This is a genomic window from Myroides albus, from assembly GCF_009711045.1.
GTDB classification, from domain to species: Bacteria; Bacteroidota; Bacteroidia; order Flavobacteriales; family Flavobacteriaceae; genus Flavobacterium; species Flavobacterium album_A.
In genome coordinates, this window is the sequence record NZ_WMJX01000018.1 from 1 (window position 1) to 26,099 (window position 26,099).

The 26,099-nt window shown below is 33.9% G+C and carries 22 protein-coding genes and 6 tRNA genes; 9 read left to right on the forward strand and 19 right to left on the reverse strand.

What is annotated here, in order from left to right:
* Positions 1–62 precede the first annotated feature (62 nt).
* Complete coding sequence (locus GJV76_RS09430) at positions 63–767, reverse strand: DsbA family oxidoreductase (protein ID WP_155092369.1); 705 nt, start codon at positions 765–767, stop codon at positions 63–65.
* A gap of 495 nt (positions 768–1,262) precedes the next feature.
* Positions 1,263–2,459 (reverse strand): CynX/NimT family MFS transporter, encoded by a 1,197-nt coding sequence (locus tag GJV76_RS09435; RefSeq protein ID WP_155092370.1) that lies wholly within the window; start codon positions 2,457–2,459, stop codon positions 1,263–1,265.
* A 101-nt stretch (positions 2,460–2,560) separates the two neighbouring features.
* On the opposite strand from GJV76_RS09435, the gene GJV76_RS09440 reads away from it, so the two are divergent.
* Positions 2,561–3,337: an AraC family transcriptional regulator gene (locus tag GJV76_RS09440; RefSeq protein ID WP_155092371.1), complete on the forward strand. Its 777-nt coding sequence runs from the start codon at positions 2,561–2,563 to the stop codon at positions 3,335–3,337.
* 60 nt (positions 3,338–3,397) lie between these two features.
* Here the strand turns inward: GJV76_RS09440 and GJV76_RS09445 are convergent, their stop codons facing one another.
* The 4 genes from GJV76_RS09445 to GJV76_RS09460 form a co-directional block, all read right to left on the reverse strand.
* Positions 3,398–5,431, reverse strand: a complete 2,034-nt coding sequence (locus GJV76_RS09445; protein ID WP_155092372.1) for a dipeptidyl-peptidase 3 family protein — start codon at positions 5,429–5,431, stop codon at positions 3,398–3,400.
* A gap of 98 nt (positions 5,432–5,529) precedes the next feature.
* Positions 5,530–6,093 (reverse strand): DUF1572 family protein, encoded by a 564-nt coding sequence (locus tag GJV76_RS09450; protein ID WP_155092373.1) that lies wholly within the window; start codon positions 6,091–6,093, stop codon positions 5,530–5,532.
* 69 nt (positions 6,094–6,162) lie between these two features.
* The gene (locus GJV76_RS09455; protein ID WP_155092374.1) at positions 6,163–6,909 is read right to left on the reverse strand and encodes an NYN domain-containing protein; all 747 of its coding nucleotides are present in this window, start codon (positions 6,907–6,909) and stop codon (positions 6,163–6,165) included.
* A 106-nt stretch (positions 6,910–7,015) separates the two neighbouring features.
* Positions 7,016–7,591, reverse strand: coding sequence for an LOG family protein (locus GJV76_RS09460; protein ID WP_155092375.1), 576 nt, complete (start codon positions 7,589–7,591; stop codon positions 7,016–7,018).
* A gap of 172 nt (positions 7,592–7,763) precedes the next feature.
* Here GJV76_RS09460 and GJV76_RS09465 point away from each other — a divergent pair, with 172 nt between their 5' ends.
* Positions 7,764–10,163, forward strand: coding sequence for a TonB-dependent receptor domain-containing protein (locus tag GJV76_RS09465; RefSeq protein WP_155092376.1), 2,400 nt, complete (start codon positions 7,764–7,766; stop codon positions 10,161–10,163).
* 94 nt (positions 10,164–10,257) lie between these two features.
* Here GJV76_RS09465 and GJV76_RS09470 read toward each other — a convergent pair whose 3' ends face one another.
* The 12 genes from GJV76_RS09470 to idi form a co-directional block, all read right to left on the reverse strand.
* Positions 10,258–11,196 carry an alpha/beta hydrolase gene (locus GJV76_RS09470; RefSeq protein ID WP_155092377.1) on the reverse strand — a complete coding sequence of 313 codons (939 nt, stop codon included), beginning with the start codon at positions 11,194–11,196 and terminating at the stop codon, positions 10,258–10,260.
* A 155-nt stretch (positions 11,197–11,351) separates the two neighbouring features.
* Positions 11,352–12,830, reverse strand: a complete 1,479-nt coding sequence (gene cls, locus GJV76_RS09475) for a cardiolipin synthase (RefSeq protein ID WP_155092378.1) — start codon at positions 12,828–12,830, stop codon at positions 11,352–11,354.
* Between the two features lie 188 nt (positions 12,831–13,018).
* Positions 13,019–13,139: transfer RNA gene (locus GJV76_RS09480), tRNA-OTHER, on the reverse strand.
* A gap of 36 nt (positions 13,140–13,175) precedes the next feature.
* Positions 13,176–13,249: transfer RNA gene (locus tag GJV76_RS09485), tRNA-Thr, on the reverse strand.
* A 41-nt stretch (positions 13,250–13,290) separates the two neighbouring features.
* A tRNA-Thr gene (locus GJV76_RS09490) sits at positions 13,291–13,364 on the reverse strand.
* A gap of 43 nt (positions 13,365–13,407) precedes the next feature.
* A tRNA-Thr gene (locus tag GJV76_RS09495) sits at positions 13,408–13,481 on the reverse strand.
* A gap of 43 nt (positions 13,482–13,524) precedes the next feature.
* Positions 13,525–13,598, reverse strand: a tRNA-Thr gene (locus tag GJV76_RS09500).
* 41 nt (positions 13,599–13,639) lie between these two features.
* Positions 13,640–13,713 (reverse strand) — tRNA-Thr (locus GJV76_RS09505).
* 131 nt (positions 13,714–13,844) lie between these two features.
* Positions 13,845–14,108 (reverse strand): hypothetical protein, encoded by a 264-nt coding sequence (locus tag GJV76_RS09510; RefSeq protein ID WP_155092379.1) that lies wholly within the window; start codon positions 14,106–14,108, stop codon positions 13,845–13,847.
* Positions 14,109–14,176: 68 nt separating this feature from the next.
* Positions 14,177–15,145, reverse strand: a complete 969-nt coding sequence (locus tag GJV76_RS09515) for a type I phosphomannose isomerase catalytic subunit (protein WP_155092380.1) — start codon at positions 15,143–15,145, stop codon at positions 14,177–14,179.
* Between the two features lie 105 nt (positions 15,146–15,250).
* A complete protein-coding gene (locus GJV76_RS09520; protein ID WP_155092381.1) occupies positions 15,251–15,664 on the reverse strand; it encodes a 6-pyruvoyl trahydropterin synthase family protein in 414 nt (137 codons plus the stop codon).
* 3 nt (positions 15,665–15,667) lie between these two features.
* A complete protein-coding gene (gene idi / locus GJV76_RS09525; RefSeq protein WP_155092382.1) occupies positions 15,668–16,195 on the reverse strand; it encodes an isopentenyl-diphosphate Delta-isomerase in 528 nt (175 codons plus the stop codon).
* 673 nt (positions 16,196–16,868) lie between these two features.
* On the opposite strand from idi, the gene GJV76_RS09530 reads away from it, so the two are divergent.
* A complete protein-coding gene (locus GJV76_RS09530; RefSeq protein ID WP_155092383.1) occupies positions 16,869–17,123 on the forward strand; it encodes a hypothetical protein in 255 nt (84 codons plus the stop codon).
* A 12-nt stretch (positions 17,124–17,135) separates the two neighbouring features.
* On the forward strand, positions 17,136–17,519 hold the full coding sequence (locus GJV76_RS09535) for a DUF805 domain-containing protein (RefSeq protein WP_155092384.1): 384 nt from the start codon (positions 17,136–17,138) through the stop codon (positions 17,517–17,519).
* A 200-nt stretch (positions 17,520–17,719) separates the two neighbouring features.
* On the opposite strand, the gene recQ is transcribed toward GJV76_RS09535, so the two are convergent.
* The gene (recQ, locus tag GJV76_RS09540) at positions 17,720–19,915 is read right to left on the reverse strand and encodes a DNA helicase RecQ (protein WP_155092385.1); all 2,196 of its coding nucleotides are present in this window, start codon (positions 19,913–19,915) and stop codon (positions 17,720–17,722) included.
* Positions 19,916–20,005: 90 nt separating this feature from the next.
* Here recQ and GJV76_RS09545 point away from each other — a divergent pair, with 90 nt between their 5' ends.
* From GJV76_RS09545 to GJV76_RS09565, 5 genes are all read left to right on the forward strand, one after another.
* Positions 20,006–20,971 (forward strand): KpsF/GutQ family sugar-phosphate isomerase, encoded by a 966-nt coding sequence (locus tag GJV76_RS09545; protein WP_155092386.1) that lies wholly within the window; start codon positions 20,006–20,008, stop codon positions 20,969–20,971.
* A gap of 37 nt (positions 20,972–21,008) precedes the next feature.
* Positions 21,009–21,827 (forward strand): twin-arginine translocase subunit TatC, encoded by an 819-nt coding sequence (tatC, locus tag GJV76_RS09550; protein ID WP_155092418.1) that lies wholly within the window; start codon positions 21,009–21,011, stop codon positions 21,825–21,827.
* A 2-nt stretch (positions 21,828–21,829) separates the two neighbouring features.
* The gene (gene lptB, locus GJV76_RS09555; RefSeq protein WP_155092387.1) at positions 21,830–22,570 is read left to right on the forward strand and encodes an LPS export ABC transporter ATP-binding protein; all 741 of its coding nucleotides are present in this window, start codon (positions 21,830–21,832) and stop codon (positions 22,568–22,570) included.
* A 220-nt stretch (positions 22,571–22,790) separates the two neighbouring features.
* Positions 22,791–23,579 (forward strand): polysaccharide biosynthesis/export family protein, encoded by a 789-nt coding sequence (locus GJV76_RS09560; protein ID WP_155092388.1) that lies wholly within the window; start codon positions 22,791–22,793, stop codon positions 23,577–23,579.
* 5 nt (positions 23,580–23,584) lie between these two features.
* A complete protein-coding gene (locus GJV76_RS09565; protein WP_155092389.1) occupies positions 23,585–25,990 on the forward strand; it encodes a GumC family protein in 2,406 nt (801 codons plus the stop codon).
* Positions 25,991–26,099: the final 109 nt, after the last annotated feature.

The following is a 26,099-nucleotide window of genomic DNA, read 5'->3' on the forward strand; positions in this document are numbered from 1 at the left end:
TATATAATACAAAAGAGGGTGACCTTTTGGGACACCCTCGTTCAATTGTTATTTTAAGATCCTTAAATCTCACAGCCATCAGGTCCACAAGCACCTGCTCCATTATCACCTTTCATTTCAAAACCAGGTTGGCTCTCTTGATAAGCTTGAGTTAATGCCTCTACAAAAGCCTCTACTGGTTGTGCTCCAGAGATTCCATACTTTCTATCAAGTACAAAAAATGGTACACCAGAAATTCCCAAAGTTTGAGCTTCAACTATATCCGCTTTCACCTCATCCGATTGTTCATCAGTTAATAAAAAAGCTCTCACAGCTGTAGCATCCAAACCAATTTGCTCCCCTAAGCTAACTAATTCATCTACATTACCTACGTTTTTACCTGCTGTAAAGTGAGCATAAAACAATGCCTCTTCTGCTTCATTCCCTTTGCCCTGTTCTTGTGCAAAATGAATAAATCGATGAGCTCTAAAAGTGTTTACGGGAATTGACTTGTCTTGATTAAATACAATACCTACACTTTCTCCTGCTTGTTTTAAATGATTTAGCATACCTTCAACTTGCTCCATTGGCATACCTTTGCGTTGTACTAAGTATTCCTTTGTAGAAATATCAGCACCTTCTGCTGGTAAAGTAGGGTCTAATTGAAAACTCTTCCATTCTACTGTTATCTTATCTTTAAAAGGCAATGCTGCTAATGCACTTTCAAAGTGCTTTTTCCCAACATAGCAAAACGGACACATAACATCCGACCATATCTCTACTTTCATATTTTTCATTTTAAAAAATTATAGACAAAAATGTCTATTCTCAAAAATACAGCTTTAATCTGTGTTTCACTTCCTTTTTAACATTACATAAAATATATACCCTGGTAACCTCAGCACCTTACTAAAAATAAAACACACATTTTAGTATTTAGATGACTACTGCTATTATCACTTTAAAATTGCTCTTAGATATTTTACAAAACAATTATCACCTCAATATCTCTTATAAATTATTAAGCGAAAGAAACTATACAAGCCAAGTCAAAATAAACAATACAAGCAAGCTATAGTTTAGAGGGTACTAATAGTGGAGAAGCTAATAAATAAGACATTATGCAGTATTTAACTATTGTAACCAACCGCTATAAAAACTCCTACTTATAGCGACAACAACAAACTATGTTACTTAATAGAAATGTTATGTAGATTGAAATAAACTTTATCTAAATGCAAAAAGAGCGGTTGTTAAATGATACAACCGCTCTTTTCACTATTCTATTCTACCCAAGTATCTCGTCCTGCGATGATACCTGAAATAATCAGTGTTATAGACATCGCTAACAGAAAACCTAACGAGGTAGTCCAAGATTGTGTCATGTCGTAAAACGCTCCAAACAATGGTGGTCCTACTGCTGCTATCATATAACCAAACGATTGTGCCATTCCTGAAAGATCAGCAGCTTGTACTGCATTTTTGGTTCTCAACACAAAGAAGAGCATTGATAAACTAAATGCCAATCCACTTGCTGCACCTATTAATATACACCACAGTAATAAATACTCTGTCTTAAAAACGACAACACCTAAAATCCCTATAGTAAACAATATCCCTGATAAAGCAGCTAAGAACTTTTGGTTGTTCATTTTACTGGCAATAATAGCTCCGATAAACGTCATTGGCAACTGGGCGAATTGTACATAAGATAAAATCCAACCTGATTCAACCTCCGATACTCCCCAAGTCTGCACAACCTTTGGCAACCAAGCTGCTAAACAGTAAAACAAAAGCGATTGTACACCCATAAAAACAGTTACAGCCCAAGCTAATCCTGATTTATATAAATTCACTTTATTTTCATCAATTGCAAAATTCCCTTTAACAGGATCAATTCGTTTTTTCTTTACTTGAGGAATCCAAATGACAATTGTCGTAATACTCAATACCACCCATATACCGATAGAACCTCTCCATCCTAACTCCGTAAAATGTCCTAAACTAATACTAAAACCAGCAGCTAAAGCAGCAGTTAAATTCATCGCAACAGAGTAAATCCCCATCATTGTTCCTACCTTAGTTGGAAAATTATTCTTAATATATGCAGGCATTAAAACATTCCCTACTGTAATAGCCGTTCCCACTAAAGCTGCTCCAATAAATAAACTCGCAATACTTCCCAAAGGTCGAATAATCAACCCTATTGTCAATATAATTAATGAAAGCAACAGAATAACTTCCATTCCATACTTTCGTGAAAAACGCGGTACAATCCCAGATAGAAAAGCAAAAGCCATTAAGGGAATCGTTGTAATCAAACCTGCTGTTGTATTAGACAACTCAAGTGCCTTTGTAATCTCTGCTATTACTGGTCCAACAGATGTAAGTGGAGCTCTCAAATTCGAAGCGACAAAGATGATCCCCAAAAACATTAGTAGTTTCTTTAATTTAGAAACTTGTTCTATATCTTTTTCCATGGTTGTTTGTTTTAAAAAATTACCTATTGTTATTTAAGAGTACAAAGGTAAGTTCAGATAAATGATTATATTCGCCATATATCATAACTAAAACGACAAGTATGAGTAAACCGCAATTAGTCGATGAAGTAAAAAAGCCTGCTTTTTCATGGCATGCAGAATACTGGAAACACAATAATGAGTTTCATCATCACAAGAAAGCTCAGTTAGTTTATGTTGAATCAGGGTATCAATATCTACACGTGGAATCGTGCCAATTTTTATTACCACAAAACCACGTAGCTTATATTCCTTCGAATGTGCCTCATAAAACAACACATGCATCAGAACACGTTTCTTTGCGTACTTTGTATTTTGACGTTGAGGACTTGCCAAACTTCTATGAGGAATTATACCTGTTTGCAATTCCTACCGTTCTTAGGGAAATGATAATGTACACCGAAAAATGGTCAATGAATATGAATTATGACGAAAGTGAACAGACGTTTTTAAGAGCGATACTGTTAGAACTTCCCTCGTTTGTCAAGAATGCTGTTCCCCTTATTACACCAGTTCCCCGAACAAAAGTATTATTAGATGCAACAGCTTATATTCACCAACATTATCAATCAACCATACCGATAGACGAATTAGCTGCTATATGCTTTATGAGTATTCGAACATTAGAGCGGCAGTTTAAAAAGGAAACAGGGATTAGCATTGCAAAATATATACAGATGGTACGCATCATCAAGTCAATCGAACTACTCAGTGAAGGACAATATAGTATCAGTGAAATCGCCATACTCGTAGGCTATAACAGTGCGCAGTCTTACAGCAATGTCTTTACTAAACTATTGGGCCAACGACCTACTGATTTTATAAATCAAACAAAGTAATCATAAAAAAAAGCCAACCTCTATTGGAGGTTGGCTTTACATATTGTAAAAAAATAACTATTAATTATTTTCAGGTAAGAAACTATATTCTTTAGCGTAGTACAACATTTGATCTGCAAATGATTCTGGTTGTTCGATTTTATAATCAACTACCTCACCTTTATCATTCTTAACAGGAACAATATACGGATTAACGAATCCTCTGTAAGGAGCCGAATCAAATTTTGCATTGCGTTCTAAAACTTCTTTGTGAATAGCTTGATCTACTTTCACACCATAGTTTTCTACTAATGCTTTTGCTGCATTAAAATCTCCTTCCGATTTAATACGCTGTGTCTCTTTTAATAATTGTCCAAATAGATCGTGTAATTTCTCATAATCTGTAATATTAAAGTACGTCTTACCGTCTTTAACTACTTTTTCAATCACATTGTCTTTTTGTCCTTTTTCAAAGACCCAAGCACTCACCCATTGACGATTTCTCATATGTGCTTCTTCAATATCAGCACCTGGTTCTAAACGCACTAATTGCATCATTAATCCATTTCGAATATATCCATCATAAGCTGCTTTTCCTACTGCTTTCCAATCATCCACTAATCCCAACTCTTGTAATTTAGGATTATATAAATAGAACAATCCTACTAAGTCTGCACGACCTTCTTCTAAGGTAGAAGCATAGCTCTTCAGTGTTACCTGTGGTTGTCCTACTCCATCGTTAATTTGTCCTGAAGCGTGTCCAATTACTTCGTGTAAGGCTGTATGTAACTTATCTGCTAATTCACCGTACTTTTCTTCTAAGTCAAATTCCTCTTGATCGTGAACAAACTCTTTTAAACGATCAGATCCACCAGCGTGATTATAAGAATCAATAATATTTCCCAATGAAATAGATTTAGATCCATGTTCTGCTCTAATCCAGTCAGCATTCGGTAGATTCACACCGATAGGTGTACTCGGTGAAGCATCACCTGATTCGGATGCTACAATAACTGTTTTATAAGTTACTCCTACCACACTTTTCTTTTTGTGCTCATCCATTAATGGAGAATTATCCTCAAACCACTGCGCTTCGTGAGAAAGTACTTCCATTTTCTTTGACATATCAAAGTCCTTAATTTGAACAACACTTTCATAAGAACCTTTATGTCCCAATGGGTCATTATAAACCTCAATAAAGCCATTGTTGTAATCAATATTACCTTCTGTCGCTTGAACCCATGCTACATTGTAATCATCCCATGATTTTAAATCTCCCGTTTGGTAAAATTTAATTAACAAAGCGATTGCATCAGCTTGCTTTTGATTCTCTGCAACTGTTATCGCTTTCTCAAGCCAATAGATGATTTGATCGATAGCAGGACCATACATTCCTCCACTTTTCCAAACCTTTTCAACTAACTTTCCATTTTCTTTTACTAGTTTAGAATTTAATCCATTCGATAATGGTCGATTAGGATCTGGACTTTTCATATTTGCATAAAAAGTTTCGGCTTCTTCATCAGTAATTCCCTCTCCATAAAAATTAATAGCTGATCCAGTAACTAAACCTTTCTTTGAATCAAGATTAACCTTTTTACTATCCACATCATTAAACAAGATTTCAGCAACTGCATTGTCTAATGTTGTATTTGTTTCTTTTAGCAACGTGTCAAAATATGCCTTATCAAAAGCTGGTTTTATTTTGTCATTTGAATAATGATGGTGTATTCCATTTGAAAACCAAACTCTCTTTAAATAAGTAACAAAGTTTTTCCAATCTTCTGATTCTTTGTCTCCTTTATAGTTCACATAAATATTCTCAAGTGCTTTGCGAATTTTTAAGTTATGCTTGTAGTTTTGGTCCCACATAATATCGCGACCTACATAACCAGCTTGGCTTAGATAATAAACTAATTCTTTTTCCTTTAGAGTTAAGTCTTCCCATCCAGGAATTTGGTATCTCAATACTTCAATGTCAGCAAATTTGTCAACACTGTATTTAAATTCAGCTACTTCCGTTGTGTCTTGAGATTCCTTTTTATCTTTTGTTTCTCCACAAGAAAGTAACATAGTTGAAGCTAATACCATACAAGCTACTGTGTTTAATTTCATAATGTGTTATTTATTCGTGTAGCAACAAATATATAAAATTCTATACGTAACATCTATAATTATGTCCACACATAATTACGAACTACAAAATTTTAAACTCATTTATTTAAATAATTATCTGTAAAATGTTTCTCAGAATTAGGATTACTAAATTTTTCTTGGTTGTAATCTGTTGATTTATTCTTAGGAATACTTAAAGATTGCCAATCTTTATTCTTTATCATCTTTCCGATAAAAACTATTTGCCCAATGTGATAAGGGTAATGGGCTAATTGACGATATAGTGCTTCCCCTACCGTGTGATCTTGGTTTCTAATTTTAATTATAGTCTCGATATTATGCTCATCAATGCTGTCTATCGTAGCAAACAATACATTCCACGCTTTATCCCAATTAGAAATCAACTCATGTCTATCGTAAAAGCCTTCCGCAAACTCCTCGTCGCGCTTTCTCCATTCCTTTTCTCCGTCTTCTGTAAAGAAATTAGTAAATCTCGAAAGTAAATTACCCGTAATATGACGCATCAGTACAGCTACCGTATTACTTTCCTCATTTACTTTCCAGTTTAACTCCTCCTGAGATAATAGTAAAACAGTTTTATCTGCTAACATGCGATAATATTCAAACTGCTTGCGTATTCCCTTTATTTCGTCTAATGTCATAACTATTAATATTTTCTATTCTAAAGCCTAAAAATAAAAAAACGCTTTATAAAAAAGCGTTTCCTTGTTTTATTTCTTTTTCACCAATGGGTGATTCAGTCCCTTTACATTATTGTTGATTACTTCGTAGGTCTTTAAGTGCTTGAACATCTCTGTCAAATTTCTAAAGCCATAATCACGAGCATCGAAACTTGGATTTAGCTTTCTCAAGTTTTGCCCTACAGTTGCAATATAAGCCTCAACCTCCTCATCAACGGACATATCAAAAGCGCGATCAATCAACTTGTACTCTTTTTTTGTCAAAGTTTTATTGTCATCTTCATCAGACTGAGCACTTTTCTTATTACTCCCATTATCTCCTTTCACCGTACTTTCTTTTGGCATAAGTGTTTCGCAATAAGTAAAGATCTCACACGATTGAACAAAGGCATTAGGTGTTTTCTTTTCTCCTACTCCCATCACGAAAATACCTTCCTCTCGAATGCGTTTAGCTAATCCAGTGTAGTCGCTATCACTTGACACTATACAGAAGCCATCAACAGCCTTATCATGTAAGATATCCATCGCATCAATAATCAAAGAGCTATCCGTAGAATTTTTCCCTGAAGTATAATTGAACTTCTGCATAGGTGAAAAAGACAAATCATTGAGCAAATCTTTCCAGCTATTCATCTGCGGTGTTGTCCAATCTCCGTATATACGCCTAATTGTAACTTTTCCGTATTTTGATACTTCTTCTAATATTTTATCTAACAATTTTGCTTGTGCATTATCGCCATCAACCAATATTGCAATATTATTATTGTGTTTTTCCATTTTCCTAACTTTAATAAATCCTAAATTACGACTTTTTACGTCTTTCTAATTCTTCTGATATGATAATTTAAACTTAAAAAATCTAAAATGTGAAATTTGAATGAATCTACTTCTCCTTCGTTATCCACTTTCCTTCTTTAGGTGCTTCATATTTCTCCATTCTATCCAACAAATCCTCAATTTGATCAGAAACAATAAGCATTTCTTTATTGATTTGCTTTAAAAAGCCTTTCTCAACCATCTTATCTATCATTAGCAATAAAGGATCATAGAAATGATCTGTATTGAGTATTGCTACAGGTTTCTTGTGAAGTCCTAACTGCGCCCACGTTATCATTTCAAACAATTCCTCTAATGTCCCATATCCGCCAGGTAGAGCAATCACTCCATGAGATAACTCATTTAACTTAGCCTTGCGATCATGCATTGACTCAACTAAAAACAACTCTGTCAACGCCTTGTGTTCTATCTCAACATTTTTCAAAAAATAAGGTAATACCCCTATAACTTCACCTCCATGGTCCAAACAACCGTCGGCCACAGCTCCCATTAATCCAACATTAGCCCCACCGTATACTAATCCAATAGTCTTAGAAGCTAAAGCCTTTCCTAAATTATACGCCTCACGCTTAAAGTTTTCATCAAATCCACTACTCGATCCACAAAATACAGTATATCTCATTTTTTTTAATTTTTCAAATACATTAAATTAACTGATTATCAATCAATTACAATTAAGAATTATTATATATAAACAATTTTGAATTTTATTCTGTAACAAAAAGTCAAAATAGGTGTCTATTAAACAAAGACCTAAAGTAAAAAAATAAACTCAACTCAAATTAGAATAACTTATGAAATTTAAACTTAGTGCTATTTTCTTCTTGATTGCTATCTACACTGGTTTATCTCAAAATGGGAAAATTACAGGAACGATAATAGATAAAGATTTGCAATCTGCAGTACCTTATGCTACAATTGCTATTAAAAATGGAGAGCAGATAATCACAGGAGCTATGTCAAACGACCAAGGTAACTTTGAATTATCTGTTCCACAAAACAAATACACATTAGAAGTTCAATTCATTGGCTATCAAACATTCCAAAAAGACATCGTTCTGTCTGAATCTATCTTAAACTTAGGTACAATATTCCTTCAACCTGAAGCGACAACTTTAGAAGGAGTTAATATCATTGCTGAACAGTCAACAATAGAGCAAAAAATAGACAGAAAAGTAATTAATGTTGGAAAAGATTTAACCACAGCAGGAGCTACTGCTGGAGAGATAATGAATAATATCCCTTCTGTCAATGTCGATAAAGATGGTAAAATCTCACTTAGAGGTAATGAGAATGTGCGAATTCTAATCGATGGTCGTCCGACAAATATGTCTTCTGAGCAAGTTTTAAAACAAATCCCTTCTACCTCTATCAAAAGCATTGAATTAATTACCAATCCAAGTGCTAAATACAATCCTGAAGGTATGTCTGGTATCATCAATATTGTCTTACACAAAAATACAATGGATGGTTTTAATGGATCAATTGATACAGGAGCTACTTTCTCTCACTATGCTAAAAACTCAAACTCAATTAACCTAAACTATAGACAAGGAAAACTTAACTTCTATGGCAATGGTAGTTATTCGTACGGACAATACAAAAATGATGGAGATATGATGCGTACTGATATACAATCACCAACGGAGATTCGCATGAAGTCTATCAATAAAAACTACTTATACAAAGTAGGGATGGATTATTATATTGATGACAACAACACTTTGTCATTCTATACTAACCAAAGTACAAACAACAACACAATGGATATGGCTAATGCTACTACATATCCTAATAATTTATTTGAAGATATATTTCAAAACACGAAATATGACGGAGAAAATAAATATAGTGCCTATAACTTAGCTTACAAACACTTGTTTGAGAAAAAAGGACATACTTTAGATATTGAAGGAAACTTCAGTAGAAACAAATCTACCAATGATGGAGATTATGATACAACAATTGGAAAGAACCCAAACCAATTGTACAGAGATGGAAGCGAAAATAAAAGTAACCTTACTACGATTAATATCGACTACGTTAATCCATTAAATGATCACACTAAACTTGAATTAGGAGCTGAAGCGAGATTATCAAGAGCAGACAATGCATTTGACTCTAATAATCCAATGACTTCTTCGGATACTCATCAAATAAACAATAAATACGATCAAGACATTTTCTCTGCCTATGTAACCTTCGGCCAAACCTATGGAAAATTCAACTACCAATTAGGAACCCGATTAGAAAGTTATAAAGTTGAATCAACTTTAAATGGCAAAACCAATTTCAAAGATGACTACCTTACTTTATATCCATCTGTTTACATAGGGTATACAATGACAGACAATGATATGTTCAACCTGAGTTATAGTAGACGAGTAGATAGACCTGGTATTTCACAAACAAACCCTGTGAGACAATTCTCAACTCCATTAATGACAATGGTAGGTAATCCAGAATTAAAACCTCAATTCACTAATTCAGTGGAACTTAACTACACAAGAATGTTTACTAACAAAAGCAGTGTAACAGCAGGTGTATACTACAGAAAAATCAATAAAGAAATTAATCAGGTTATTTATGATGACCCAGAAAATGACAACCCAAATGCGCTATTAATGACTTTTGATAACTATAAATCAAATGATGCTTATGGTTTTGAACTTTCTGCAAACCTTATCCTTACACCTTGGTGGGATATGCAACCGGCAATTGATTTTTCAAGTATCAAACAAAGTGGTTTTGTTTCTAAGTTAAATACGACTACAAATCAAATGGACTTCATCGAGCGCAACATTACTGCCAATTCATTTAATGCGCGTTTGAATAGTAATTTTAAAGCAACTAAAAACTTGAGATTTAACTTATTTGGTTTCTATAGAGGTCCTTTAGACGGATTGACGATGAACTCTAAAGAGATGTATAAGATTGATGCTGGTGTGAGATATTCTCTACTTCAAAATAAATTAAGTATCAGTGCAAGATTCAACGATATCTTTAATACCATGAAGTTCAAATATGATTCACAGTATCCTTACCCTTCTAATGGTCAATTTACATGGGAAAGTAGATCTCTTTACATAGGACTAAACTATACGTTTGGAGGAGGAAAAGGGCGTGCATTACAACGAAAATACAGAGATGCAAATACAAAGCAAAGTGGTGGAACTGGAGGAGGTCTATTCTAATCCGATTGTATCACAACATATTTCAATTATTACTTAAAAAAAAGCTGTTATTCAATGTGAATAACAGCTTTTTGATTTTGTATACTTCTGCTTTTTACTTCTTAACAAATGCTACAATTTTTTGCAAGGCAAAATTTCTTGCAGCTTCACTTGATAATACTAAATCGTGTACGCCTCCTTCGACAATAACTTCTTCGACGTTATCGCTAAGTTTACAACCTATTTTGGTCATATCTTTTACATTGAGTACAACATCTGAGCAATTTGTAATATCCGTTTGTCTGTATGCGTTACCAGATTTATCACTTCTCATTAACAAGATAGGCAAATCTCCTAAATTGGGGTCTTCTTTAATTAAAGATTGCGCATGTTGTACAGCTAATATCCATGCATAAAAAGCAGGAAAAGGCTTGATCGGTTTTAAGTCAAGACTATACTTCCACTCACCGTTATAATTTCGATGTAAAGACTCCCCATAGATTGGAGGTAAGCTTTCCATACAAGCATATGCATCCTTAGAAGACTTGCTCTTAGCAACAGTTGTTATAAAGGGTTTAACATAAAAAGGTAAATTGAAATCTAAAAATGGAGAGTTTAAGACAATCCCCTTTATCCGATTTCTCAGTAAACCAAATTTTGCGTAATAAGAAACTAATAATCCTCCTGTGCTATGTCCCATCATATATATTTCAGTATTGCTATTTTGCTTCGTGATAAACTCAATAGCATAGTTCAAATCAGGGAAATACTCACGCATAGATTGACAATAATTAGGATGCTGATGAGATAATAGTGATCGACCACATTTACGCAAATCAACTGCAAAGAAATTAATCTCCTCTGCATTGATATAACGCATCATATGGTACTGAAAGAAATAATCACTAAAGCCGTGAATATACAAAACGACCTTCTTATTTTCCTTTTTGTTTGCCCGTGATTCGATCAAAGTAGTAATCACTTTACCCTCATAGTCATTCTCGAAGGGATGTTGGTGTGTTATATATTCTTTATATGTTAAATGTAAATTCATATACTATTACTTAAATACTAAGTTTATTTAAAAAAATTATAGAAATTGTCATTCCTTCTGCTTCCAGACACCAAAAGGAAATCACCCTATATAGTAGCACTAATACTTATACTTGCATTTTGCATAACCTCAATACTACTCACTATAAATTTCGCTTATAATAACGGCGCTAATAAACGAACAAAACTGTTCTTTAAACGATGCCATTTTGAACGTTTATTCCAAAGCTTTAAATCAAGTTTGATTGACTCTTTACAATCTCTAAAAAACATTTCCCTCATCTTTAAGGCAAAGTCCTCATCGTAAATAATTGCATTTACTTCAAAATTCAAATCGAAACTTCTATGATCTAAATTACAAGTTCCAACAGAACATACTCCTGAATCAGTCACAAAAGTTTTGGCGTGTATAAAACCTTTCTTGTACAAGTAAATCTCAACTCCATATTCTAATAATTCTTGAAAATAGGATTCTGATGCCCACTTCACCATCATTGAATCAGTAATACCAGGTAGAATCATCTTCACTTTCTTACCGCTCAATGCTGCCATCTTAATAGCTAATTGAAGTGATTCATCGGGAATATAGTAAGGAGTAGTTATGAGAATCTCACTTTTTGCGGTTTGTATTGCTTTCAATACACTGTATAAAATAGAAGGTACATCTGAGTCAGGTCCAGAAGAAATAATCTGCAAAGGAACTAAACGATCCTTACTGTACTCAACTTTTGGAAAATATTCTTTGCTAAAAGCAATAGTTTGTTTACTACAAAAATTCCAATCTGCTAAAAATATATACTGCAAACCATAAGCACCTGTCCCTTCAATGCGAACATGTGTATCTCTCCAATAATAGTCATTCTGATCCTTATTTCGGTTGTCATATCGATCAGAAATATTAATACCCCCCGTGTAACTAATTAATCCATCAATTACAACAATTTTTCTGTGATTGCGATAATTCAGACGGTTAGCTAAAGCTATCCAAATAATTCGGTTAAAGGGAAATGCCTCACCACCATGCTTGCGAATATTGCGAACAATATTCTTACGAATTGAGCGAGAACCATAATCATCGTAAATAAAACGGACTTCCACCCCCTCTTTTAATTTACTAATGAGTACTTCTTCAATTTGTCGACCGATTTCGCTATTTTCATAAATATAATACTCAATATGTATGTGGTGCTTAGCATTCTTTAAATCCTCTAACAACCTTGGAAAAAACACTTCGCCATTCTCCAATAGATCTACTTTATTATCAACTAACAAAGGCCCTTCTCCCATAGCCGTACTTGATAGCATCTTGATAAAGGAGCGATTCTCCTCCACTATCTTATTCCCTTTCTGCTTAAAATCAATGTGAACTTCTTTCAATCTCTGGGTTAAGCGCTCATTGTAATCATCGTTATGCTCTAATTTCTTAGTATACATTTTTCTCTTGCGGTAATTGATGCCAAAAGAGAAATAAAAAAACATCCCAAAGACGGGAACAAAAACAACCAATAACAAATAGGCTAAAGTCTTAGATATAGAATCTGTGTCATAGATAATGCGAATAGCTACAATAATCGTTAAGATAAAGTACAATATCTCTAAATACACAAACCAACCAGAATCAGTAACAACTTGCATAGGTATTATTTTTAAAAATTATAACAAACGATAGTATAGGCAAAAAAAGGTAGCAAATCAAGCGAGTAAATAAAAGCAATTACTTAAAAAAGTATAATTTACAATAAAATTATAAAAAGAAATTGACAGTCGAGCGTTCAAGAGAAAGTTTTTAATGCAAAAAGGCTTCCTTAATAAGGAAGCCTTTGAGCCGATGGAGGGACTCGAACCCACGACCTGCTGATTACAAATCAGCTGCTCTAGCNGGGACTCGAACCCACGACCTGCTGATTACAAATCAGCTGCTCTAGCCAGCTGAGCTACACCGGCGACTTAATAATGTCGCAACATTTAATTTTCAAATTGAGCCGATGGAGGGACTCGAACCCACGACCTGCTGATTACAAATCAGCTGCTCTAGCCAGCTGAGCTACACCGGCGACTCAATAGTATTATTGCAATATGTTATTTTAAAAATTTGAGCCGATGGAGGGACTCGAACCCACGACCTGCTGATTACAAATCAGCTGCTCTAGCCAGCTGAGCTACACCGGCAACTCAATATTATTATTGCAATATTTAACTTTCAAAAAAATTGAGCCGATGGAGGGACTCGAACCCACGACCTGCTGATTACAAATCAGCTGCTCTAGCCAGCTGAGCTACACCGGCGACTCAATAGTTTTTATTGCAATATATTATTTTCAAAAAATTGAGCCGATGGAGGGACTCGAACCCACGACCTGCTGATTACAAATCAGCTGCTCTAGCCAGCTGAGCTACACCGGCGACTCAATAGTATTATTGCAATATGTTATTTTCAAAATTTGAGCCGATGGAGGGACTCGAACCCACGACCTGCTGATTACAAATCAGCTGCTCTAGCCAGCTGAGCTACACCGGCGACTCAATTTGCGAGTGCAAAGATAACACGCTTTTTGAATCTTACAAGCCTTTCGNTTTTGCGAGTGCAAAGATAACACGCTTTTTGAATCTTACAAGCCTTTCGGCTTGTTTTTGTATTCTTTTTTTAGACTACAATGCGTTAATTTTCTCAACTAACTGACCTGCAACATTTTCTAATTTTGAGTAAACTCCTTTAAAATGTGCTTTTTTATTTTCAACGTTTTTAGCGTTTACTGCTTCAATTAATTCATCGAATGAAGTTAATGTTTCTTCTAACAACGCTTCAGTTTGTGGAGTTGCTCCATCAGTTGCCATTTCGTGAATATAAATAGCTTGGATAATGTCTCCTAATACGTAATGAATATCCTTTTTTAAGTTTTTTACACTTGCCATATTAATCTAATTTATGGGTTAAAATTTTGAACAAAGCTACAACTTTAATACTATACTTTATAGTCTTTTTACGAAACAAATATTTCTAATAAAGTCGCTTTACCTTCTATAGAAAATTCAGCAATAGCAGCTGGTATTAATATACTATCTCCTTTGCTAAACTCATATTTATCTTGATTTATTACGAATGTACAATCTCCTTCTGTACACACGTAAAAGTGGAATCTATCAATTGCCTTTTTTAGGTGATACACCTCTTTTAAAGGAATGTAATTCACTGAAAAATAAGGACATTCAACAATAGAATTTGCTACATTTTCTTTTTTCTCATAAACCAACTCTACTTGTTTTGGCTCATAATTAATCGCGTCTTTAGCTAAGTCTACGTGTAACTCTCTTGAATTGCCTTCAGCATCAACTCTATCCCAATCGTATACTCGATAAGTTATATCAGAAGTTTGTTGAATTTCTGCTAATAGTACTCCCCCACCAATGGCGTGAACAGTCCCTGTCTCAATAAAAAAAACATCCCCTTTCTCTACCAAAATTTCATTTAGAATAGAAGGTAATGTCTTGTTTTCGAGATGCTTCATATAATCCTCTTGATGTACTCCATCCTTAAAATCCACCACAACTCTCGCACCTGGGTCTGCTTGCATAACATACCACATTTCGGTCTTACCTAAAGATTGATGTCTTTTCATCGCAAGTTCATCATTAGGGTGTAATTGTATAGACAAATCCTCCTTGGCATCTAAAAATTTAAATAACAATGGAAATTGTTTGCCAAAGCGATTGTATATATAACTACCTAATAATTCCTCTGGATATTGGTTTATGAGCTCTTCTAAATCGCAACCTTTATAAGTTCCATTTGCTACAATACTAACATTATCTGTAACTCCAGAAACTTCCCAACTCTCTCCAACTTGATCAGAATGTATTTCTTTTCCTAATACTGTATTTAATTTTGTACCGCCCCATATGCGATCTTTTAGGATTGGTACAAATACGATAGGATATTGAATAAAACTCATATAATATTTTTCCTATTATAAAACATGTAGGCTAAACCTACCTCTCTTCCCTTAAAAAAATTCAAGCTACAAATTTACGAATTTTAGTATATACAAAACGTATTTTTAAAAATCTCCTTTAAAAGAAACAAAATTACGAGCAGTTTCATATAACACCACCTCTAAATCCTTGTCTTCGCTAATAAAAGGTCTTAATTTTTTCCAGATAACCACAGCTATATTTTCTGCAGTTGGATTCAATTCTGCAAATTCCGCAACATCTAAGTTCAAGTTTTTGTGATCAAAAGCTTCTTCTATTTCAGCCTTTATCAAATCAGACAACTCTTTTAAATCCATAACGAACCCAGTTTCTGGATCTAACTCTCCTGTTACATGTACAATCAATTCATAATTATGTCCATGGTAATTAGGGTTATTGCACTTCCCAAAGACAAGTTGGTTTTTCTTATCGTCCCAATTTTTATTAAATAATCGATGGGCTGCGTTAAAATGTGATTTTCTACTGATTGTTAAGCGCATAATTTACTTTTTTTGAGCTTCAATAAAATGGTAAAATTTCGAGAATATGATTTTAAACCATGCGGTATATAGTTCGGGTTGTTTTTCCATATCTTCTTTAATGTCATCTATCCCCATCCACTTCCAAGCTTCTACTTCTTCTCGGTTAACAGTTGGTTCGCCATTGTAATATCCTATCATTACATGATCAAACTCATGCTCTGTCAATCCATTGTCAAACGGAGCTTTATAAATAAAACTAAAAACGTCTTTTAACGGTACTTCAAAACCCATTTCTTCCACCATTCTCCTTCTACCTGCTTCTATATTTGTTTCTCCTGCTCGTTGATGACTACAACAAGTATTGGTCCATAATAAAGGGGAGTGATATTTTTCTGATGCTCTTTGTTGGAGCATAACTTCATTCTTGTCATTTAAAATAAAAACTGAAAAGGCACGATGCAACAAAGCTTTCTCATGAGCTTCAATTTTTTCCATTACTCCTATTTCCTCGTCGTTTTCATTAACTAATATTACAAATTCTTTTGCCATTTCTTTTTTAATTATATCAAATCCAAAAATACAAAAAAAGAAACTGTTTATCTAATTACTTCTCTCAATGCCCAATGTTTTGCTGTGATTTGTTTGTTTCCAAACTCAAAACATTTTATGTGATTCAAAAACAAGCCCATGCATTATTCTCGATTCTCTTATTGGCAACACTTTACCTAATCACTTGCCTTTTGACTAACACTTCCACTTAAGACTCAGACCTCTCTTTAAAGCAATGCTAAGATCAATCCCATTAGCACTTCACCAACCACTAATTTATCTCTGTTTGCAATTCAAAATTCAATTGTTTAATCTATTTAAAACAACAGTACAACTGCTAATGAAATTTGAAAACAAAAGGGGGTGGTCGGCTTGTGATCGGCATGTGGTCGGCTTATGATCGGCTTATGATCGGCTTATTTACCCTGTTTTTTAGCCGACCACCTACCTATCAATATGAAATCATACACCTAACATTTCCTTTGAATGCTAACACTACTTAACACCCTATATACCACAATCGCGATGATTAAAACACAAGAGGCCACCACATACAAACGACGCGATATGATTCATTCTGATGTTCACTATTGCTTTGGATTGAATACTGTTAAAGATTCGCTTACTTGAATCAACATATTTTATTTACTTTTGACAAGAACTTTACAACACTATGGAACGAAAAATAAAATTAATCTGGGACTTCAGAGGACCTGGAGCTTCAAAAACAGCAGAACACCATGTCATTCACTTAAAAGAGTACATCGCAATCGAAAAACTTCCTATTGCGATAATTGACATGGAAAATATAAACGAATCATACAGCTTGGCTTATATTGTCGTAAATGATGAGCAAATGCTCCAACTAAGAGATGTCCTAAAACCACATCGTGGAGAGTTGTACGAAGGAGATATAACTCATAATTAAATCTAAAACCAAGTGCTAAACAACTTTTTCTCCAAGATCTATTACTATCTTTTTAACATAACCGGGAGAGCTAATAGAACCGAATATTTTATTTATTCGATAATCTATGCATTGACGACTATTGTTATTTATCGCTTGATAGACAATATCGACCTTTACAACCGCAGCATTTTAAACTGGCCATATGCTTTAGTATTGCATATCCTAATCACTACCCCTACAATGGCTGCAACCACGCGTAGACTAAAAGACGCTAATTTGTCTTTACATTGGTTTTTACTCTATTTGATACCTGTTGTTAAGTACTTTTTAATTATTTATCTCTGTATCAAAAAGACATCAGTTAATAATAAGACTATAGCAACAGACCGTGAGCGCATTCTTTATAAGGACTAAACGACAGATTTACACATATCAAAAGGTGTATCAATGCGAATTAAGTTTAGTACTACACTGTTATGAGTACAACAAATAAGTTCAATAATACACAACGTACTATTTCCTAATCATAGAATGATGAATACAAATCAATAAAAAAGCGAGTTTCTATAAATTAGAAACTCGCTTTTTATATTTTAATTTATCAGTTAACAAATCTAATTTGCCTCTTTACTCATAAATTGAATTCTCATCAATCGTAGTTCATCGGTATCATAATCACCTTCAAATTCCGCCATTGCAACTTTAATATTGTCTGTCTCAGATTCCATAAAGTAATCGTAGATTTCTTCTTGACTATCTTCATCAAGTACTTCCTCTAACCAGTAATCAATATTCAATTTAGTACCAGAGTAAACAATCTGCTCCATTTCTTTCAATAGACCATCCATGTCTAATCCTTTTGCTTTGGCAATATCATCAAGCGAAAGTTTTCTATCAACACTCTGAATAATGTATAATTTAAGAGCAGAGTTAGCACCTGTAGACTTCACCACTAAATCGTCCGGTCGAATAATGTCGTTTTCCTCTACATATTTCTTTATTACTTCGACAAATTCTTTACCATATTTCTTGGCCTTACCATCACTAACTCCAATGATATTTGCCATTTCCTCAAGAGTAATAGGGTACTTCAGCCCCATTTCTTCTAATGAAGGATCTTGAAACACCACAAAAGGTGGTACACTTGATTTCTTGGCAACTTTCTTACGTAAATCTTTCAAAATACCAATCAGTACCTCGTCTACCACAGAGGCAGATTTTGAAACACCTAAATCTTGTTCGCTATCTGAGATTGAATATACGTGATCTTCAGTCATCAAGAAAGAGTAAGGTTTCTCCAAATACTCAAGTCCTGCCTCAGTAGATTTCAAAACACCATAAGTCTCAATATCTTTTTTCAATAGTCCTGCAACAAGCATTTGACGAATCAAAGCCATCCAGTACTTATCGTCGTGTTCTTTTCCACAACCAAAATAAACTTGATTATCCGTTTTATTCACTTTAATTAAAGCATTAAGCTTTCCAAGCAAAGTATTCACCACTTCTTTAGTCTTGTAAATCTGTTTGGTATCGCGAACGACTTCAATTACCTTCTTGACACTATCTTGAGCCTCGATTTTACTCTTGGGATTTCGGACGTTGTCATCCATATCAGCACCTTCGCCATTTACTTCATCAAATTCTTCTCCAAAATAGTGAAGTAAGAATTTTCTTCTCGACATAGAAGTTTCAGCATATCCAACTACTTCTTGTAATAGTGCAAAGCCAATTTCTTGTTCCGCAATTGGCTTTCCTGCCATAAACTTCTCAAGTTTCTCTATATCTTTATAAGAGTAATAAGCAAGGCAATATCCCTCACCGCCATCACGACCAGCCCTACCAGTTTCCTGATAATAACTCTCAAGCGATTTCGGTATATCGTGGTGGATTACATATCTCACATCTGGTTTATCGATTCCCATACCAAAAGCAATTGTTGCAACAACAACATCTACTTCTTCCATCAAGAACATGTCTTGGTGTTTTGCACGAGTTTTAGCATCTAATCCAGCATGATATGGAACAGCACTAATACCGTTTACTTGCAAAACATTCGCAATTTCTTCTACTTTCTTACGACTCAAACAGTATATTACACCTGATTTACCTTCTCTCTGTTTAATAAAGCGAATGATGTCAGATTCAACATTTTTAGTTTTGGGTCTAATTTCATAAAACAAGTTAGGTCTATTAAAAGAAGCCTTAAACACGTTTGCATTTGGAATCTCCAAGTTCTTAAGAATATCCTCTTGAACCTTTGGAGTTGCAGTTGCAGTTAACCCTATAATAGGAATATCTCCTAATTGCTTTATGATATTTCGAAGATTTCTATATTCTGGACGGAAGTCATGCCCCCATTCAGATATACAGTGAGCTTCATCTATTGCGACAAAAGAAAGCTTTTCTCCTTGTAAAAAAGTGACATATTCTTCTTTTGTTAAAGATTCAGGAGCAACGTATAACAATTTAGTTACACCATTTTTAATATCTTGCTTAACTTGATTCACCTCTGTTTTAGTAAGAGATGAATTCAATACATGCGCAATACCGTGCTCTGTTGACAAACTGCGTATTGCATCTACTTGATTCTTCATCAATGCAATAAGCGGTGAAACAACAATAGCAGTACCTTCCAGAACTAAAGCTGGTAATTGATAGCATAGAGATTTACCTCCCCCAGTAGGCATAATTACAAAAGTATTATGTCCCGAAATAATACTTTTAACTACATCCTCTTGTAGACCTTTAAACTGTGAAAAGCCGAAAAATCTCTTTAACTCCTTGTACAAGTCAAATTCAGTTGATTTCATTATTTTTGTATGGTATTTTACATAAATTTGCAGTACCTAAAGGTACAAAATTTCTTTAGTTCAATCCTAAACATTTAACATTCACTAATTTTGAATACAACATCAACTATACTGAATACTGCTAAAAACACTTTGTTATCTGAAAGTGAAAGCATTAAGAAACTTGTTAATTATTTATCTGATGATTTTGCACATGCTGTTGAGGCTATCTTCAACTGCAAAGGGCGAATCGTAGTGACAGGAATAGGCAAAAGTGCACTAATTGGCGCAAAAATAGTAGCAACATTCAACTCAACAGGTACTCCAGCCATTTATATGCACGCTGCAGAAGCTGTACATGGTGACTTGGGAATCGTACAACCTGAAGATTGTGTCATTTGTATTTCAAATAGTGGAAATAGTCCAGAAATAAAAGTATTAACTCCATTGTTAACAAGACAAGGCAATAAATTAATCGCCATAACAGCTAACGAAAACTCTTTCTTGGCGAAAGGCTCTGATTTTGTATTACTGTCAAAAGTAGACAGAGAAGCTGATCCAAATAATTTAGCCCCTATGAATAGTACAACAGCTCAATTAGTATTAGGAGATGCCCTTGCTGCTTGTTTAATTGAGTTAAAACAATTCACTTCAAATGACTTCGCAATGTATCACCCTGGAGGAGCTTTAGGTAAAAAACTGTTATTATTGGTAAAGAACATCTTGAAAAGTCAAAACAAACCGGCAGTTTCACCTACATCTTCTATCAAAGATGTGATTGTCGAAATATCAGAAAAACGCCTCGGTGTGACAGCTGTAGTGGAAAATAATAAAATAATTGGTATCATTACAGACGGAGATTTGCGTCGTATGCTACAAAAAAGCGATTCTTTAGCTAACTTTGTAGCCGCTGATATCATGACTCAACATCCAAAAACAATAGATGTCAACCAACATGTATCAAAAGCATTGTCGATATTAGAGGATAATTCAATCACTCAACTATTGGTAACAGACAATGAAGAATACGCTGGTGTGATACATTTACATGATATCCTTAAAGAAGGAATAGTTTAAAATTATGACGAAAAAAGTAAAGAACGAAAAAAAGGAAATGTCTTTCCTTGATCATTTAGAAGAATTACGTTGGTTATTGGTACGCTCATCTATATTTATTTTAGGTGGAGGTGCTGTAGCATTCTTCTTTAGGGACTTCATCTTTAACACAGTAATCTTTGGCCCCAAAGATCCCAATTTCATTACATATAAAATGTTTTGCAAAGTAGCCCAATACTTTAATTTTGAAGATGGCTTTTGCAATCAAGAATTACCTTTCGAAATACAGAACCGTACAATGGATGGTCAATTCTCTGTAATTATATGGACGTGTATCAGTGCAGGTTTCATAATTGCTGTGCCTTTTATTTTATGGGAAGTTTGGAAATTCATCAGCCCTGCTTTATACAAAAATGAAAAAAAATATGCGAAGCTATTTATTGTAGTATCCTCTTTGCTCTTCTTCTTGGGAGTATTATTTGGCTATTATATGATAACTCCATTATCGATTAATTTCTTAGCAAATATCCAGGTCAGCGAGATTGTCAAAAATCAAATTGATATAAACTCGTATATCAGTCTTGTTAAAACAACATCTATTGCCTGTGGATTAGTTTTTGAATTACCTATTATCATTTACTTTCTGTCTGTTATGAATTTAGTTACCCCTGAATTTTTAAGAGATTACAGAAAGTATGCGATTGTACTAATTTTGATTGTTGCGGCAGTCATTACACCTCCGGATGTGGTTAGTCAAATCATCGTATCAATACCTTTATTAATTCTCTATGAAGTTAGTATATATATTTCTAAATTCGTACAAGGATCAAATAAGAGAAAAGAGTTAGCCAATACCAATATTACTAAATCAGAGTAAGAATGAAATTAAGAGCAGACAATATCATCAAAATATATAAAAAGAGAAAAGTAGTAAAAGGAGTTTCTGTTGAAGTAAATCAAGGAGAAATCGTTGGTCTACTGGGACCTAACGGAGCTGGAAAGACCACTTCTTTTTACATGATTGTGGGACTTGTAAAACCCAATGCGGGTCATATATATCTTGACAATACAGATATAACTGATTTCCCAATGTATAAACGAGCTCAACATGGTATTGGATATTTAGCACAAGAAGCTTCAGTATTTAGAAAATTAAGTATTGAAGACAACATACTGAGTGTGCTGCAATTGACTAAACTTTCTAAACAGGAACAGATAGCAAAGATGGAATCTTTAATCGAAGAATTTAGCTTAGAACATATCCGTACCAACAGAGGAGATTTACTTTCAGGAGGAGAGCGACGTCGTACCGAAATTGCAAGAGCATTAGCTACCGACCCAAAATTCATATTATTAGATGAACCATTTGCAGGAGTTGACCCTGTAGCAGTAGAAGATATACAGAGAATCGTAGCAAAGCTAAAAAACAAGAATATTGGAATCTTGATCACTGATCACAACGTGCAAGAAACCTTAGCAATCACGGACAAAACATACTTAATGTTTGAAGGAGGAATCCTAAAAGCTGGAATTCCTGAAGAACTTGCTGCGGACGAAATGGTCAGAAAAGTATACTTAGGACAAAACTTTGAATTGCGTAAGAAAAAATTAACTTTTTAATCAAACAATCCTTAATACTAAATTATTAAGGATTGTTTGATTATATACATTTCCTTTTCTATAACAGTTCTATTTCTAAGAAAAAACACAAAGAAGTATCACTAATCAGACTTATTTAAAAATGTAATGACTCGTCAAAACACAACAATTGCGAAACCTAAATTACATTTTTATTTTTTTGACTATCTTTAAATTTTATATTTGCACAAAAAAAAAGAAAATGAAAAGTAGAATTTCCTTAAATATAACTGTTGTAATTGCAGTTTTTACACTTCTATTGACCTCTTGTGCATCAAGAGAGAAAATAGTGTACTACCAAGATGCTGACAGTGTATTAATGAACAATTTACAGGATACAAAATTTCAAACAAGACTACAACCTGATGATTTGTTAATGATTATCGTTTCAGCAGAAGATGTTGAAGCAGCAGCTCCATTCAACTTAATCAACAGTATGACCTCAAACCCTCTTAATCCAGCAGGTACAGGTCAAATGCAACAACAACTCTACTTAATTGACAACAACGGGTATGTTCAATTCCCAGTGTTAGGAAATATAAAATTAGGAGGAATGACGCGTAAAGACGCTCTTAACTACCTATCAAAAGAAATCGGACAATACATCAACAATCCTATTATTAACTTGCGTATAATGAACTTTAAAGTAACTGTTCAAGGAGAAGTTAATAAACCAGGAGTCCACTCAATAAACAGTGAAAGATTAACCTTATCAGAAGCAATTGCTTTGTCAGGTGATATGACTGTTTATGGAAAAAGAGAAAACGTTTTAATTATCAGAGAAATTGACGGTCATAGAGTCCCTATCCGCGTGGATATGACAAAATCAGACTTTATGAATTCACCTTTCTACTATTTGAACCAGAATGACATCGTCTATGTAGAACCAAATAAAACAAGAGTAAATTCTTCAGTAGTGGGACCGAACTTAAGTTTAGGTCTATCAGCACTTTCACTTCTTGTTACTATTATTGCGTTATCAACTAAATAATTACTATGGAAAACAAATTTGACAACAACGACAACAGCAACATTAATATAAGAGAAGAATTAGAAAAATATTTAATTCACTGGCGCTGGTTTGTTGTTAGTGTAATTATTACTATTATTTTGGCTTTTGTATATTTAAGATATACAGAAAAGACATACAAAATAAATACTACGATAATCGTAAAAGATGAAAAAAGGGGTGGTGGTATCGCTTCTGAGATGGCAGCTTTTTCTGATTTAGGATTATTATCGGGTGGTAAGAGTAACGTTGAGAATGAAATGCAAGTATTACAGTCGAGAAGCTTAGCTGAACGCACTGTACGCAGACTACAACTTAACATTGCATATATAAATGAAGGCAGAGTCGTAAAGAGCAATTTATACAATGACACACCTATTTCATTCAACTTTGTAAAGCGCGTATTTGACTTTGATACTATACGCTATACTTTTTATGTAAAAAATATCGATGAGAACCAATTTACTTTATTAAATGAAGATAAAGAAGAGATTGGAACTTATAAGTATACAGAGAATATTGAAACTGTTTTAGGAACATTAGTCGTTACTAAAAATCAAGAAAAACCCCTGCCTACGCTTAAAAAACTAAAAGAGGAAAAAGAAGAAGAGCCAATTAGAGATGTTACTGTAGAGATATTTCCAGTACAAAAGGTGGTAGATGATTATGTAAAAAACCTTCAAATCGCTCCTACTGATAAGTTTTCAAGTGTTTTAGACTTATCTTTACTTGATGCAACACCTACTAAAGCAATTGACTATCTAAACACATTAGTTACCTTATACAACGATGCGGCAATTGCAGACAAGCGATTTATATCAGAAAAGACATCTGAATTTATTGAAAGTCGATTAAATTTAATCACTGAAGAATTAGGTGATGTAGAGAAAAGTGTTGAGGGATATAAATCCAGACACAATATTACAGATATACCAACAGAATTAGGTCTGTACTTACAGAATACTAATGTATATGAAAAGCAAATCATTGAAAATGAAACCGAATTAAAAGTGGTTACTTCAATGATTGAATTTTTGAAAAAAAGTGAGCCTAATGAACTTATCCCTGGAAATATTATTTCTTCAGATGCAAGTTCGAATAGCTTGATTAATCAATATAATACAATAGTATTAGATAGAAATAGAATTAGCGCAAGCTCAACTTCAAAAAACCCTGCTGTAATCAAATTAGACAACCAAATTTCAGCAATGAAAGCTTCAGTTATGGAAAGCTTAATTACGCTACAGAGTTCTCTAAAAATTACACAAAAGGAATTAGCCAGTAAAGAATCAGAAATTAAAAATAGACTTTCTCAAGTTCCAAGACAGGAAAGAGAGTTTAGAATTATTGATAGACAGCAAAAAGTAAAAGAGGCAATCTACCTTTACTTATTCCAAAAAAGAGAGGAAACAGCAATTGCGTTAGCTGCAACAGATTTAAATGCTAAAGTGATCGACTTAGCAAAAAGTTCGGATAAGCCTGTATCACCTAAAAAAGCAATTATATTATTGGCTGCTTTAATCTTAGGAGGACTTATTCCTTTTGCAATTATTTACTTGCGCAGTTTATTAGACACAAAAGTGAAAACGCGTCTTGACATTGAGGAGGGAACTAATTTACCTTTCTTAGGAGATATTCCACACTCAGATAATAACGCGCAAATTGTCGATGTTTCAAGTAGAACAAGTACTGCAGAAGCATTGCGTATCATTCGTACCAACTTAGAATTTATGCTAAGTCATACGGAAGAAGGAAAAGCAAAAATGATCTTCTTAACTTCTACTTTCCCTAAAGAGGGAAAAACTTTTACATCTGTAAATATAGCAGCGACAATTGCTTTATCAGGTAAGAGAACATTGTTAATAGGACTTGATTTGCGTAATCCTCGCTTAGATGATTACATTATGCTACCTACTCAAGGTGTATCAGATTACTTATTAAGAAAAGAAGAAAATATAGATCAATTCATTGTAAAAGTAGATGGTTATGACAACTTCTACGCTTTACCAGCAGGTACAATACCTCCTAACCCAGCAGAATTGCTTATGGGAGAAAGAATTGGTCAATTATTTGAAGAATTGAAAAACAAATATGATTATATCATTGTAGATACAGCTCCTATTAGCTTAGTAACAGATACATTATTGGTAGCCAAATATGCAGATACATTTATTTATGTTGCGAGAGCTAACTATTTAGATAAACGCATGTTAAAACTTCCAAATGACTTACATAAAGAAGGAAAACTTTCGAATATGTCTGTCATTTTAAATGACACTGTTACAACAAAAGGTTATGGAGGATATGGATATGGTTACGGATATGGTTACGGATATGGTCAAGAAATGGAAACTGAAGAACGTCCATGGTGGAAAAAACTATTGAATAGATAAAATATATAAAAAAGGTCGCTCAACTATGAGTGACCTTTTTTCATTAATTGACAAAATATTATATCAAAATATACCGATTTCGAAATATAGAAAGACGAGAATATCAAAT

Excerpts from the sequence above, each read along its gene's own strand:
- GJV76_RS09460 (WP_155092375.1), bottom strand. The coding sequence starts at position 7,591 with ATGAGATATACTGTATTTTGTGGATCGAGTAGTGGATTTGATGAAAAC.
- GJV76_RS09450 (WP_155092373.1), bottom strand. The coding sequence starts at position 6,093 with ATGACATTAGACGAAATAAAGGGAATACGCAAGCAGTTTGAATATTAT.
- GJV76_RS09440 (WP_155092371.1), top strand. The coding sequence starts at position 2,561 with ATGAGTAAACCGCAATTAGTCGATGAAGTAAAAAAGCCTGCTTTTTCA.
- idi (WP_155092382.1), bottom strand. The coding sequence starts at position 16,195 with ATGGCAAAAGAATTTGTAATATTAGTTAATGAAAACGACGAGGAAATA.
- GJV76_RS09520 (WP_155092381.1), bottom strand. The coding sequence starts at position 15,664 with ATGCGCTTAACAATCAGTAGAAAATCACATTTTAACGCAGCCCATCGA.
- GJV76_RS09430 (WP_155092369.1), bottom strand. The coding sequence starts at position 767 with ATGAAAGTAGAGATATGGTCGGATGTTATGTGTCCGTTTTGCTATGTT.
- lptB (WP_155092387.1), top strand. The coding sequence starts at position 21,830 with ATGAAATTAAGAGCAGACAATATCATCAAAATATATAAAAAGAGAAAA.
- GJV76_RS09515 (WP_155092380.1), bottom strand. The coding sequence starts at position 15,145 with ATGAGTTTTATTCAATATCCTATCGTATTTGTACCAATCCTAAAAGAT.
- GJV76_RS09530 (WP_155092383.1), top strand. The coding sequence starts at position 16,869 with ATGGAACGAAAAATAAAATTAATCTGGGACTTCAGAGGACCTGGAGCT.
- GJV76_RS09465 (WP_155092376.1), top strand. The coding sequence starts at position 7,764 with ATGAAATTTAAACTTAGTGCTATTTTCTTCTTGATTGCTATCTACACT.
- recQ (WP_155092385.1), bottom strand. The coding sequence starts at position 19,915 with ATGAAATCAACTGAATTTGACTTGTACAAGGAGTTAAAGAGATTTTTC.
- GJV76_RS09470 (WP_155092377.1), bottom strand. The coding sequence starts at position 11,196 with ATGAATTTACATTTAACATATAAAGAATATATAACACACCAACATCCC.
- GJV76_RS09565 (WP_155092389.1), top strand. The coding sequence starts at position 23,585 with ATGGAAAACAAATTTGACAACAACGACAACAGCAACATTAATATAAGA.
- GJV76_RS09455 (WP_155092374.1), bottom strand. The coding sequence starts at position 6,909 with ATGGAAAAACACAATAATAATATTGCAATATTGGTTGATGGCGATAAT.
- tatC (WP_155092418.1), top strand. The coding sequence starts at position 21,009 with ATGTCTTTCCTTGATCATTTAGAAGAATTACGTTGGTTATTGGTACGC.
- cls (WP_155092378.1), bottom strand. The coding sequence starts at position 12,830 with ATGCAAGTTGTTACTGATTCTGGTTGGTTTGTGTATTTAGAGATATTG.
- GJV76_RS09560 (WP_155092388.1), top strand. The coding sequence starts at position 22,791 with ATGAAAAGTAGAATTTCCTTAAATATAACTGTTGTAATTGCAGTTTTT.
- GJV76_RS09510 (WP_155092379.1), bottom strand. The coding sequence starts at position 14,108 with ATGGCAAGTGTAAAAAACTTAAAAAAGGATATTCATTACGTATTAGGA.
- GJV76_RS09445 (WP_155092372.1), bottom strand. The coding sequence starts at position 5,431 with ATGAAATTAAACACAGTAGCTTGTATGGTATTAGCTTCAACTATGTTA.
- GJV76_RS09435 (WP_155092370.1), bottom strand. The coding sequence starts at position 2,459 with ATGGAAAAAGATATAGAACAAGTTTCTAAATTAAAGAAACTACTAATG.